The 13,000-nt window shown below is 70.8% G+C and carries 12 protein-coding genes; all 12 read right to left on the reverse strand.

Annotated features, from left to right (window positions below; genetic code table 11):
- Window positions 1–186: 186 nt before the first annotated feature.
- Window positions 187–1,647, reverse strand: a complete 1,461-nt coding sequence (locus D7X32_RS22565; RefSeq protein ID WP_244239137.1) for a DNA/RNA non-specific endonuclease — start codon at window positions 1,645–1,647, stop codon at window positions 187–189.
- A gap of 148 nt (window positions 1,648–1,795) precedes the next feature.
- A complete protein-coding gene (locus tag D7X32_RS22570) occupies window positions 1,796–2,335 on the reverse strand; it encodes a gamma-glutamylcyclotransferase (protein WP_120604638.1) in 540 nt (179 codons plus the stop codon).
- Window positions 2,336–2,455: 120 nt separating this feature from the next.
- On the reverse strand, window positions 2,456–3,223 hold the full coding sequence (locus tag D7X32_RS22575; RefSeq protein WP_120604639.1) for an ATP-grasp domain-containing protein: 768 nt from the start codon (window positions 3,221–3,223) through the stop codon (window positions 2,456–2,458).
- Between the two features lie 64 nt (window positions 3,224–3,287).
- Window positions 3,288–4,385 (reverse strand): NAD(P)/FAD-dependent oxidoreductase, encoded by a 1,098-nt coding sequence (locus D7X32_RS22580; RefSeq protein ID WP_120604640.1) that lies wholly within the window; start codon window positions 4,383–4,385, stop codon window positions 3,288–3,290.
- 22 nt (window positions 4,386–4,407) lie between these two features.
- Complete coding sequence (locus D7X32_RS22585; protein ID WP_244239138.1) at window positions 4,408–6,117, reverse strand: fatty acyl-AMP ligase; 1,710 nt, start codon at window positions 6,115–6,117, stop codon at window positions 4,408–4,410.
- 44 nt (window positions 6,118–6,161) lie between these two features.
- Window positions 6,162–6,413, reverse strand: a complete 252-nt coding sequence (locus D7X32_RS22590; protein WP_439329016.1) for an acyl carrier protein — start codon at window positions 6,411–6,413, stop codon at window positions 6,162–6,164.
- 16 nt (window positions 6,414–6,429) lie between these two features.
- The gene (locus tag D7X32_RS22595) at window positions 6,430–7,005 is read right to left on the reverse strand and encodes an isoprenylcysteine carboxyl methyltransferase family protein (RefSeq protein WP_120604643.1); all 576 of its coding nucleotides are present in this window, start codon (window positions 7,003–7,005) and stop codon (window positions 6,430–6,432) included.
- Window positions 6,999–8,084, reverse strand: coding sequence for a type III polyketide synthase (locus tag D7X32_RS22600; protein ID WP_120604644.1), 1,086 nt, complete (start codon window positions 8,082–8,084; stop codon window positions 6,999–7,001). Before D7X32_RS22600 ends, D7X32_RS22595 begins: the two co-directional genes overlap by 7 nt.
- A gap of 145 nt (window positions 8,085–8,229) precedes the next feature.
- Complete coding sequence (locus tag D7X32_RS22605; protein ID WP_147450222.1) at window positions 8,230–9,762, reverse strand: hypothetical protein; 1,533 nt, start codon at window positions 9,760–9,762, stop codon at window positions 8,230–8,232.
- A gap of 178 nt (window positions 9,763–9,940) precedes the next feature.
- Complete coding sequence (locus D7X32_RS22610; protein WP_120604646.1) at window positions 9,941–10,141, reverse strand: hypothetical protein; 201 nt, start codon at window positions 10,139–10,141, stop codon at window positions 9,941–9,943.
- Window positions 10,142–10,179: 38 nt separating this feature from the next.
- Entirely contained in the window at window positions 10,180–11,292 is a 1,113-nt protein-coding gene (locus D7X32_RS22615) for a TadE family protein (protein ID WP_120604647.1), read from the reverse strand.
- Between the two features lie 11 nt (window positions 11,293–11,303).
- Window positions 11,304–12,980 (reverse strand): pilus assembly protein TadG-related protein, encoded by a 1,677-nt coding sequence (locus tag D7X32_RS22620; RefSeq protein WP_120604648.1) that lies wholly within the window; start codon window positions 12,978–12,980, stop codon window positions 11,304–11,306.
- Window positions 12,981–13,000: the final 20 nt, after the last annotated feature.

Genomic DNA, 13,000 nt, shown 5'->3' on the forward strand with positions numbered 1-13,000 from the left:
CCCCCACCCTGTTCGACCGGCCCCAGGGCTCCACGGGGATGGGCGCCGCGCTGGAGCTGACCCACGTGGAGCGCCGGGACTCCGGCATCGTGTGGCTCAAGTACCGCGTGCGCCGCTGAGCCTCACTCAGGGGCGCCCGCGCGCTGCGGGCGGGGGCCGCCAGCGTGTGCGGCCCCCGACAGATGCTCAGGCGGACGGCGGGGCGCGCAGCAGCGTCGCGGACTCGTAGAGGCTCTGCTGCTGGAAGACGCCCGCGGCGGACGTGTCCTTCTCCAGCTTGTCCTGCACGCTCTTGGGCAGCTGCGCGTAGAGGTCCTGGCCCAGCAGCCCTTCCAGCTGGTCCACCGGCACGCGCGAGTCCTGCAGCAGGGGAAGGATGTCCTCCTTCTTGGACGGGCCCTCCTTCTGGTTCGGCACCATGTACGCGAACATCGACAGGTTGCCGTTGGGCAGCTCCAGCAGCACCGTCTTGAAGTTGTGCGTGGGGACCGCGATCCGCCGGTCGTCCTTCGAGCCCGTCGTCTGGAGGGACTCGGGCGGCAGCGGCTTGCCCTTGTCATCCAGGAACAGATTGCCCGTGACGATGTAGGCCTTACCGCCGGTCTCCTTCACCATCTCCGACACGCCGCGCTCCAGCGTGCGCCACACCTGCTGGTTGTGGTTGCCGTACTGGGGCGCGATGTTGCTCATGTAGTGGCTCTCGTTCATCGCCGCCTGCGTGGGCGAGTCCTCGGCCGCCTTCATGTGTCCCCGGTCGAAGCCGGTGTTGTTGTAGTCGGAGTCCACCACGCCGCCCTGCTTCAGCTCCGGGTCGCGCACGAAGGTGCTCTCCAGCCGGCTGACGTCCGCGGGCGTCTCCTTCACGTCCGCCGCGGACAGCAGGTAGCTCACGAACGTGGGCACGTTCTTGTCCGTGTCCAGCAGCGTGCGCGAGTACTCCTTCACCATGTTCAGCCCGGGCGTCGCGCCTGCCCCGCCCACGCCCTGGAGCGGATCAATCTCTCCGGCGACCTCCGCCACGCGGCTCTGGAAGGTGGCCATCTGCTGATCAGGCACCCACTGCGTGTTCGCCGCCGTGCCCGTGCCCTTGGCCTGGTTCGCCTTGGACGCGTTGATGTAGGCCGTCAGCTCGTCCGCGGAGAGCTGCCCGTCGCCGTTGCCGCCCAGGAGGTCCGCGCGCTTCGCCACGGACTGCTGCCAGGGGCTGTCGAAGCTGTCCACCGACGCGGACTGCGCGCCCCCCGCGAGCTTCGAGTCCAACGCCGCGCGCTGCTGCTGGAGCGCCGTGGAGGTGAGGAACTGCGCGTCCGTGGGCGCGGAGAGGTACGCCTCCAGCTCCGCCGCGGACACCTGGCCGTTCTGGGAACGGGTCCCGTCGGCGCCTTCGTCCGCCGCGTGCAGCAGGCGCCCCTGCCAGCTCTCATCCGTCCAGCCGAACTTCTGCTGGAGGTCGGAGATGGCCACTTCCTTGGTCGCGGAGCGCTTCCAGCTTCCCCCGGTGGGCGCCACGACGTTGCCGGCGGGCGCATTGGCGGGGAGGTCCGCCCCGGCGGGCACCGCGGTGTTCGCGGGCGCGGCGGCGGGGGTGGCGGCATTCGCGGGCGTGGGGCGCGGAGTGGAGACTCCCGTCGGGATTCGCAGCGACATGCGGTGAAAGTCCTCGGGGCCGGCGGGGGAGACGGTTTGGGGAGAGGGCCCCTCCCCTCCATCGTCGGTGCGACGCGGCACCCGGTTGCGTCAATCCGCCCTTTTTCTCAGGGGGCAGGGCTTTTTTCGGTCCGGTCCGACCCGGCTGTCACTTATTGCCGGACTTGGACGCGACCGGGGCGTGCTGGACGGCGTGGACGATGCGGGCTTCGGCCTGGAGTTTTTCGACGACGGCGGCAGGCAGGCGAGCGCGCTCGGCGGCGACGGCGAGGGTGATCAGGAAGGCTTCGCTGACGGGCCCCTGCGTGGAGGCGTTGCGCGCGGCGGGCGTGAACGCGTGGGCGTCCACCACGGTGCCGGAGGCGGTGCGCACCTTCACGGGGCGCTCCTCGGTGGCCAGGGCGAGCGCGGTCTCCAGGCGGGCCAGGGCGGGCCAGGACTCGGGGGCCACGGGGCGCAGGCGCCCGTACAGCTGGTGTCCGGGGGCCTCCACGAGGCGTGCGACCCGGCCGCCCCAGTTGGGCACGTGCACGTCATAGACGACGTCCACGTCCAGGGCCTCGGCGAGCTCGCCCTCGGGGAAGGCGGGCACGGGGGGCAGGCCGTGCAGGTGCCGGCTCGCCGCGGCCGGAGCCAGGTCGAGGGAGAACGCGAACCAGGGACGCGAAGCCGCGGGGCCAGGTGCCATGCGGCCAGTGTCCCCGGCGCGCGGCGGTGGAACAAGGGCCGTGCCGTGTGGATCCGCGTCCGGCTTCCAGGTGGCTCCGGGCTTTCCGGAAGCAGGCGCGCTCCCGGAAGGCCCGGTACGTCAGAACCCCATGGCCTCCACGGCGGCCACCATCTTGCCGACGTCGTAGGCGTAGAAGCCGGCCGAGTTCAGGTTGTTGAACTCACCGATGAACAGCCCGCCCTCGTGCATGAAGACGTCCAGCGCGTAGGCGCGGTCCGGCCCCCATGTCTCCGCCATGCGTTGCGCGAAGGCGTGGACCTCCGGCTCCACCTGGGACGAGGCCACCACGCGGTCGCCCAGCTTGTAGAGCGAGCCGGTGACGACCTGGCCATCCACGACGACCATGCGGTACTCGCGCTGGATGTGCTTGGGCACGCTGACGGCCACCGGCGTGTCGGCGGTGACCGTCGCGTACGTGTCGAGCTTCAGGACCTGCTCGCGCCAGGTCGTGAACGCGTCCCAGGACGTGAGCATCCCGGAGAAGGCCTTGTCGTCCAGACAGGGGCGGATGAAGAAGGGCCCCGGCTGCTCCGGCACATCCGCGAACCGGTGCACCGTGGCGCCTGCGTTGAGCAGGTGCGGGCCCAGGTGCCGTCGCCAGACGCGGAAGTCGAACTGGTCGTTGATGAAGGCGCCGGGGGTCCAGCCCTGCTCGCACGCGTAGCGCGTCAGGGAGAGTGAACCCATCACGATGACGGGACCCGACAGCTCCAGCGAGGGCTCGATGCCGCCACCGAACGGGATGACCTTGACCAGGGTGTGCGGGATGGAGCCGTGCGCCAGGACATCCATCAACGTGTGGAAGCCCTGCTCGTTGAAGAGGTTGTTCTGGACGACCCAGTGCATGCGCGACTCCGTGGAGGATGGCCGCCGCGCGGACGGGGGAAGCCGCGTGGGACTGACAGTCGGGTCACGTCACCAAGGCGGCCAGGATGCGCTCGAAGAGCCAGGGGGCGCGGCCCAGCAGGCGCACCACGGGCCTTCGCAGGCGCGGACGGCGCGCGAGCATCAGCAGGCCCTGCGTGGTCCAGGCGTACTTGCGGAACACCTGCTGGAAGGTGCGCTCGTAGGGCATCAGCGTGTCGAGGGTGGCCCCCTTCGCCAGCGCGTCCGGGAGCAGCGCGCCCAGGGACTCCGCGCAGGCGAAGGCCAGGGTGAGCCCTTCACCCGTCACCGCGTCCACGTAGCCCGCGGCATCACCGACGAGGGCGAAGCGATCCGCGATGCGCGTGCGGGCCACCCGCGCCAGTGGGCCCGCGCCTCGCGGCTGCGAGTCCGGCTCCGCGCCGGTGAGCTTTTCCGCCAGCCGGGGGAAGCGCTCCAGCAGCGCGTCGAAGCCCACGCGGCCCGGCACCGTGCCGTCCTCCCACAGGAACGCGATGCCCACGCGCTCCGCTCCGGCGGGCGTCACGTATGCCTCGACGCCGGACGCGAAATGCACCTCCACGTAGGGCGTCCACGGCACGCGCCGGAAGTGGCGCCGCAGTCCGTAGCGCCGGGGTACATCCTGCTCCACGTCCAGACCCTCGGCCCGGCGCAGCGGTGAGTTCAAGCCATCCGCCGCGACCAGGAAGCGCGCGGACACACGGCCCACGGGCGTCTCCAGCGTCACCCCGTCCGGCGTCCGCACGTGCGACACGACGTGCGTGTGCACACGCAAGTCCACCCCCACCTCTCGCGCGCGGGAAGCCAGCGCCTGGGACAGGGCCAGTCGACGCACGCCCAACCCTCCGGGCGCGGGCAGCTTTCCTTCCGCCGTGCTGCCGTCCTCCTGCACGTAGCGGATGCCCACGAACGGAGAACTGTCGCGCAGGTCCAGGTGAGCGAGCGCACCCAGCCGCTCCAGCGCGGCGAGGCCGGAGGGCATCAGGCCTTCACCGCACGCCTTGTCCACGGGCGTGGACGCGCGCTCCAGCACCACCGTGTCCAGCCCGCGCCGGGCCGCCGTGATGGCCACCGCGAGCCCCGCCGGACCTCCGCCCACCACGACCACGTCGTGCTGCTTCACGTGCCCTGGCCCATCCCATGCATCACGAGTCGTGCTCCGCGCGCACCATCGCCAGCGCGCTCTTCGCCATCTCCACCGCGAGCCCCACCGCGCCCACCTTCTTCGGCGCCGACAGCTCTCCGGCAAGGTAGCGCCGCAGCGCCTCGCTCCTTCGCAGCTTGCCGCTGGACGTGCGCGGCAGCGTCCCTGGCTCCAGCAGGCGCACCGTGTGCGGCTGCACACCCGTCGCCTCCACCACCGCCGCGCGGATGTCCGCCTCCACCGAGGCCACGTCGGCGCCCCGCTCCGCCCGCTCGGCGAGGATGAGCAGCGCTTCGTCCTCGCTGCCCTCGGGCGTGAAGCCCAGCGCCACCGCGCAGCCCGTGCGTACGCCGTCCACCGCGAGCAGCGGATCCTCGAAGGCCTGCGGCGCGTGGTTCGCGCCGCGGATGATGACCAGGTCCTTCGCGCGGCCCGTCAGGTACAGCTCCCCGTCCGCGCTGAAGCCCAGGTCCCCCGTATCCAGCCAGCCCTCTCCCACCAGCGCTCGCGCCGTCGCCTCCGCGTCCTCGAAGTAGCCGCGCATCACCGACGGCCCCTTCGCGAACACGTGCCCCACGCGGCGCTCCGGCAACACCGCGCCGTCCTCGCCCCGCACCTGCACCTCGAAGCCCGCGACCGGCGCGCCCACGCTCACCAGCGTCCGCGCCCCGTCGCGTGCCTGCCCCTCGCGCGCCAGCACGTCCGGATCCACGCCCAGCTCGCGCGGCCCACGGCCCGCGGGCGGGAACGTCACCGCGAGCGATGCCTCCGACAAGCCATACACCGGCCGCAACGCCCGCGCGGAGAAGCCCCACTTCTCGAACCGCTCCGCGAAGCGGCGCAGCGTGTCCGCGGACACCGGCTCCGCGCCGTTGAGCGCGTGCTGCCACCCGGACAGGTCCACGCCCTGGAGGTCCGCGTCCTTCACCCGCTTCAGGCACAGCCCGTACGCGAAGTTCGGCGCGGGCGACACGAAGCCCCGGTGCCGCGACAGCGCGCGCAGCCACAGCGCCGGCTTCACCAGGAACGTCTCCGGCGGGATCAGCACCAGGCTGCCCGGGTAGTACAGCGCCGCGAGCACACAGCCGATGAGCCCCATGTCGTGGTACAGCGGCAGCCAGCTCACGCCCACCGGCGTCACGCCCGCGGCCACCGGCATCGTCGCCTCCAGCGCCGCCACCTGCGCCAACAGCGCCCCGTGCGTCAGCGCCACCGGCTTCGGCTCCACCGTGGACCCGGACGAGAACTGGATGAGCCCCAGCGCGTCGGGCGACACCTCCACCTCCAGGTCCTCGTCGCCGTGCATCACCGCGTCCACCGTGTGACAGCCCAGCCTGGGCCGCGCCTGCGCCATGCTCGGGCCCAGCAGCAGCCGCACGCGCATGTCCGTCAGCACCACCACCGCGCCCGTCAGCTGGAGCATGCGCGCCGTCGAGCGGTGGTACTCGTCCAACCGCCCCAGCCGCACCGGCGGATACAGCGGCACCGGCACCGCGCCCGCCAGCAGCGCGCCGAAGTACGCGTCCATGAACGCGGGCGACGTGGGCAACAGCAGCGCCACCCGGTCCCCCGGACGCACGCCCAGCCGCGCCAACCCTCCCGCCGCGCGCTTCGCCCGCCGGTACACCTGCGCCCACGGCAGGGACGTCTCGTGCTCGGCGGCGTCCACGAACACCAGCCCCAGCGACGTGCGCGACGTCGCCTTCAGCATCGCGTTCACCGTGGCGTGCTTCAGCGCCGGCAGGGCAGGCCCCTTCACGGATGCGCCCCCACGTCCGGCTTCGCCGCCGCGACCCGCGCCGCCACCAGCCGCGCCAGGTCGTCCACCGTGCGCACGCCCTGCGCGTCCTCCTCCGACAGCATCACCCGGAAGCGGTTCTCCAGCCCCACCGCCAGCACCGTCAGCCCCAGGCTGTCCAGGTGCAGGTCGCGCAGCAGGTCGTGCGCGGGCTCCACCGCGCCCTCGAACTCCAACTCCTCGCGGGCGATGCGGCGGATCTCCGCCATCGCCTCCGTCACGATGTCAGCCACGGCGAACCTCCGGAATGAAACGGGGACGGTGGGCGAAGGCCTCGGAGTACATCGCGCCGAGCGCCGCCTCCTCCGCGCGGATGCGCACGTAGAGCAGCGCCGCGTTGCCCACCGTGAACACGACAGCCGTCACCCACGCTCCGTGGATGAGCGGCACACACAACAACTCCAGCACCACCGCCACGTAGTTGGGATGCCGGAGGAACCGGTACGGCCCACCCGTCACCGGCGCCAGGCCCGGCACCACGATGATGCGCGAGTTCCACCGGTCGCCCAGCGTCCCGATGGCCCAGTACCTCAAGCCCTGCGCCACCGCCGCGCCCGCGAGCGCCGCCCAGCTCCACGCACCCCAGAAAGGCCGCTGGAAGCCGAAGACCTCCACCACGCACGCGACGAGGAACAGCGTGTGGAACACCACCATGAACCGGTAGTGCCCCTGCCCCGTCTCCACCCCGCCGCGCGCGAAGGCCCGCGCCGCGTTGCGCTTGGAGAGCACCAGCTCCAACAGCCGCTCCGCGACGAGCAGCCCCATGAAGCCCGCGAACAGCGCCTGCGTTCCGGTCACCATCGCACCAGCACCATCTCCGCGCAGAAGCCCGGGCCCATGGCCATCACCACGCCCCAGTCGCCCGGCTGCGCGCCCGCCTCCTCCAGCGTCTCCGCCAGCACGAAGAGCACCGACGCGCTGGACAGGTTGCCCACCTGCTTGAGCGACTTCCACGAGCGCTCCAGCGCCCCTGGCTCCAACTCCAGCGCGGACTCGAAGCCCTCCAGCACCTTGGGGCCACCCGTGTGCGCCACCCAGTGCCGCACGTCCTTGCGGGTCAGCCCGTGCTCCGCGAGGAAGCCGTCCACGTTGCCCCGGATGTGCTCCTTCACCAGCTGCGGCACCTTCGCGGACAGCACGACCTTGAAGCCCGTGTCCACGACGTCCCAGCCCATCACCCGTTCCGTGTCCGGGTAGAACACCGACCGCGAACCCACCACGCGCGGGCCCGTGGCCTGGGCCTCCGCGCCCCGCAGCACCACGCACGCCGCGCCGTCACCGAAGAGGCCGGAGGCGATGATGTTGGGGATGGACAGGTCCTCGCGCTGCAAGGTCAGCGAGCACAGCTCCGTGGCGATGAGCAGCGCCGTCTGCTTCGGGAACGCGCGCAGGTAGTCCGACGCGCGCGCCAGCCCCGCCGCGCCCGCCACGCAGCCCAGGCCGAAGATGGGCGTGCGCTTCACGTCGTCACGGAAGCCCATCCGGTTGACCAGCCGCGCGTCCACGCTGGGCGTGGCGATGCCCGTCACCGTGACGAAGAAGACATGGTCCACGTCCTTCGGGGTGAGGCCCGCGCGCTCCAAGGCCTGACGCGCGACGGTCTCCGACAGCTCCGTGGCCACACGGATCCACGCGTCGTTGCGCTGCTGGAACGTCGCGAGCGCCGGGTACTCTTCCAGCGGCAGCGCCAGGTGCCGTCCACCCACCTGCACGTTGCGGTGCAGGTCCTCCAGCCGCTCCAGGTTGAAGTGCTTCGTCGCCCACAGGTCGCGCAGCGCCGCGATGAGCTGCTCCTGGCTGGCGTAGTGCGCGGGAAGCGCGCGTCCCACCGCGCTCAACGAAGGGGATGGCGCGGGGTCGTGACGGGGTGTGCTGGGCATGAAGTCCTGGAGGGTCCCACCCGGGAAGTCGATTCCCCAGGCTTAACCGGCGGCAGGCCCGGAGGCGATGGTCTATCGCCGGACCTGCTCGCCCCTGAACCCCACCGGTTGCCCACACTGTTGCACACGCGACGCCGCGCCTCTGCTATTGGCAGAGCTTCGTGGTGTGGTCGCAGCGCCCCTCGATGCAGGGGTACTCCCAATAGGGGAATCCCCCATCGGCGGTGGGGAAGAGGCAGCGCTCACCCAGGCGCGGCTCCCGCGCGCAGGTGCCTGCGTCCTCTCCCCTGGTGCAGATGAGGTATTTCGCGCAGGCCTGGGGACTGTCACAGGCCTCGCCCACGGCCTTGCCCTCGGTGCAGTGCCCGTCGGTGCACCGCTGGGCCCAGGGGCACTCCACGTCGTAGCGGCACTCGCCCGGGTCCGCCGCGATGCACACCCCGGACGTGCCGCTGCCCGCGTCCGCCTTGTCGCACAGCAGGCCATCCGCGCACTGGCCGGGGCCACCACAGGCCTCCCCTTCGATGAGCGAGGCGGGCTGGATGCAGAGGCCGTTGGGGCTGGTGCAGATCTGGTCGGGGCCGCAGCCCTTGCGGTCGGCGTCGCACCGCACGCCGTCGGGCTGGCACTCCCGGGGAACGGAGGCGTCCGGGCTGATGGACGTGCACGTCAGGCCGGACTCACACGCCCCTATCTGGCAGAAATTGGAGGGCAGGGAGCTGCACGGGTAGCCGGGGGATCGCCCACACGTCTCCCCCAACGTCCTGTACGCAGTGCAGATGCCCGTCCCCGTCATGTCCTCGATGGCCATGTGGCACAGGGACGACGTCGCCGTGTCACAGGGCCCCGGCGCGGCGTAGACCCGGCACGCCTCCCCGGCGTTGGGCCTTGGTACGCAGCATCCCTGCGAGCAGTAGCTGTGGCCGTCACACGGCGCATCCCCCGGCTGGCCGCAGGCGCTCCCCACGGGGCGCTTGTCCGGACACGCGACGCAGACGCCCGCATCGCTTTCGTCCTTCAGGCAGTAGCCCGTGCGGCAATGGGCATCCACGCCGCAGGCCCCCCCCGGAGAGCTGCCCACGAAGGCACAGCGGCACTCCGTGCTGGAGGGATTCGCATCGCCCGTGAGGCACGCGGACGCCGCCTCCGGCCAATACGTGAGCGACCCTGCATCGCGCCGCGAGCGCGGGAAGCGGCTCTCGCAGCTCACCCGTTCACGCTCGACGCACCCGGCCTCGGCAGTGGGCTCCACCGTGCCTGCGTCCACGCCGGCAGCGCACAGCCGCTGCGCGGATTCCTCGCACCAGCGCTCCGCCGGGGGCACCGGGCCCGCCTCCGGCAGCACCAGCGCGGCGCACAGGTCAACCGGCAGGGTGGACTCGCAGCGGGTGGCCCACGGCGCCCCCGCGTCCTCGGGCGGCGCGCAGGCGACGCTCGCGTCCGGCACTCCGGCGTCGCTCCCCGCGTCCGGCGGCTCCACGCCGGAGTCCGGCGGCTCCACGCTCGCGTCCGGCACGCTTCCGGCGTCCTGCGTGCCGCCATCCGGTGGCGAGGGCTCCTTGCTGGGACAGGCGGTGCCCAGCGCGAGCACAGCGGTCAGGGCGAACAGCAGGAACGCATGACGACGCGGCATGAAGGACACACGCGGCAGGTCATCCCCCTTGCGAGGTGCGCTCAAGTGTCCCCAGGTCCTACGCCCCTTGAATCCAGAACCGTCAGCCATGCCTCTTCCTTCAGGAGCATCCGGACGCCGGCCCGCGTCTCGCTCCTGTCAGGGACCCGCCGTTCTTCCATACGGTCACAGGACGGCGGCCTGGCTGTGCTCAAGAAAGAAACCGGCGGCGAGTCCCCCTGCGTCAACCGAAGGGGTAGCCCAGCACGCAGTAGTAGCCCCGGACGTAGATGGTCATCGCGGCGAACATGTCCGGCGCGAACGTGGTGATGGCCAGGGTGCCGAACAGCAGGGCCATCAGCAACAGGGTGAACTCCGCCGCGGCCTGTCCGCGCGAGCGCGGCCTGCGCAGCCAGCGGTAGCTCCTCCGCATCCAGCCATCCATCACAGGACCTCCAGCAGCGCGACCTTTCCGCGCTCGCGTCAATCGGGTTCTTCAGGGCTCTGGGCGCCGGTGCAGGCGTCCGTGGCGTCGAGGAAGTACTTGCTGTCTCCGGTCTTCACATACTCGGCTTCGGGGAGGCCTGTTTCGCGCGCGCCCTGGAAGTACGGGCCCCGGCAGCGGTAGGCCCGCATGGGCCAGTTGGCGCGATCGTCGCTGGCGCTGATGAGGCCGCGCTTCATCTGGATCTCCTGGGGCTCGCAGGAGCCCAGACACCAGTCCGTGTCATCCAGCCAGTACGCCGCCTCCAGCACGTCACCAGGGGTCATCCGCGTGGCGGTGACGGTGGGGACGCCGGGCTCCTCGACGGGGCGCAGCCGGATGGAGTCGCGGATGTAGCCCGCGTCGAAGGGGGAATCGAGCTGGAGCACCCGCAGCGCGTTGCTGATGGCGTTGAGGATGCCGGAGTTGGCGGCGCCCGCGTAGACGATGGGGCGGACGCGGTCGCGCGTCAGCTGCTCCACGCGCTCGTAGCTCTGGTGCGGCGCGTCCCCGGGGCGCCACGCCTTCCAGGTGTCATGCTGGAGGTAGAAGTGCTCGCGGAAGACCAGGTCCAACCGCGAGTCGCTGAAGCCCGTGGTGTAGAGCGCGATCCGCCGGGGGATGATGTGGTTCTCCATGCGGACCTCCACGTCGACCTCGACCGCGCCGGAGCGGGTGTCCAGCCCCATCCTCCGGGCCATCTGCTCCGGCGTGCTGCCCAGGGCCGCCAGCGCTCCCCCCACCGACCCGGATGCGCCCGCCATCGACGCGATGTCCCCCAGGTTCATGCGCTTCAACGGGGCCTCCACGTCCTGCATCGAGGCCTGGAGGGCCAACCCGTTGCGGTAGCCGCTTCCCAGCTCGCCGTCCTTCGTGGCGCCATCCAGGTCCTGGTAGCGCCGCTGGGCGTCGCCCACGATGCCCGTCAGGTCCGAGCGCGCGATGCGTTCGAAGGCGACGAAGCGCGCCAGCTCCGCGGCCTTGAGGCGCGCGCGCTGGACCTCCCAGAAGTAGTTCACCCACAACAACAGCGCCACGAAGAGGGGGGCCAGCAGCGCCAGTTCCACCGTGGCGGAGCCCCGCCGGCTCCAGGTCCTGGAACGCTTCGCCATCGCGGCACCCCTCAGTACGTCAGGCCGTTGAACAGCAATTTCGCGTCCCGGTAGGAGGGCACCAGCCACCCCAGGTTCTTCTCATCCCAGTGCGTCTGGACGGGCGCGAGGCGCGCGGTCCAGACAGGGTTGAAGAAGTTGGGCTCCTCCTTCCACTCGCCCGGCCGGTGGTAGATGGCCCGCCCCACCGACATGGCCATCATTCCGCCGGAGTACTGCCGGAAGTCCTTGGCGAAGGGGTCCGTCTTGCCGCCGACGTACCTCCAGGTCATGTCCAGCAGGCTCTCCTGGATGCCCTGCTCCTGGTTCGTCGTGTCACCCTCCTGCTCGGCGAGCGCGGTGTTGTACTTCCCGGAGCCCTTCGTGCGCAGGAAGGAGCCCCGGGTGAGGTTGTCCAGTTGGAAGACCTCCTTCTTGCGCCCGGGCCCGCCATCCCCACGCTCCGCCCCCATGTCCTTGCTCAGCACCACCATGTTGCAGGGATAGCCGAAGTGGTTCCGCCAGGGATTGACGAAGCTGGTGTCGGAGGTGACGAACGGCGTGATGCCCTTCCACTCGTGGTGGGCAGACACCTTCTGGTTGCCATACTCCTGATGGAAGCCATTGCGCGCGTCCGCCGCGACGCGGAAGTGCAATTCGAAGACGGTGGACCAGTCGAGGAAGCCCAGGCCGCAGCCGGGGCGCACCTCCATCTTGATGTCATCCGACGCGAAGAGCTGGTCATTGCGGTTGCCTTCGAACCGCTCGGAGAAGCTCTTGATCTGGCTGTCCGCGGTCTTTTTGATGCGCAGCTCTCCCACGATGAGGCACAGGCGCAGGTCCCACTTGCGCCCGATGAGCACCGGGCCCTGGCCCGTGGCGGTCCATTCCCTTCGCACCGCGTTGGCCATGCTGCCCATGAGCAGGCGGTACTTGGCCATGTCCGGATCCGACAGCCGGTTGCGGTTGCGGTCGAGCAGCCTCCCGCGCTTCAACATGCCCGTGGGGTCCGGCCCCATGGTGGGGCTGCTGCTGCGCGGACCGTCGTCCAGCACGTGGAGGAGGTTCTTGGCGTTGGAGTGGTTGATGGTCCCGAGGTCCGAGTACAGGGCCGGGAGGGGCACGTCGCGGAAGCCGACGTCGCGGTCCATCGAGTACTCCACCTCCGCCCGGGGGTCCGTCACGTGGATGCTCTTGTCGCGCGCCGCGTCGCTGTAGAGGTCATACAGCGTGGCGGACAGCATGGCCTCCTGGGCAATCCAGAGGGCGATGTTCAACTCCGTCAGGACCTTCACCAGGGCTGGGGCAACCTCCTCCACGGCCTTCACCCAGGCCTTGATCATCGCGGAGACGGCGGCGAACACCGGCCCGATGCCTGGAAGGACCTTCAGGAACTTCGCCGCGGCCCCAATGGTCCGGTCCAGGTACACCGCGTGGCTCACGTAGGACATCACCGTGAGCATGGCGTTGTAGTGAACGATCATCGCGCGGTTGGTGTAGGCCAGGAAGTTGTACGCGCGGGCCTCCTTCACCGCGAGCGAGTACGCCTGCGCGTCCGCCGCGTCCTGGAGCTTGATCTTCTCATACACGCCCTGCCCGATGCTGACGGACGACATCACCGCCACGGCCACCACCAGCATGCACACGGCCCCCAGCACCAGGGCCTGTCCCCGTTCATCGCGGCGCAGCCGCCTGACCATGCCAAACATTCCGGGCTCCCTTCCTGGCG

Origin of the sequence: Corallococcus carmarthensis (assembly GCF_003611695.1) — a bacterium.
Classification (GTDB): Bacteria; Myxococcota; Myxococcia; order Myxococcales; family Myxococcaceae; genus Corallococcus; species Corallococcus carmarthensis.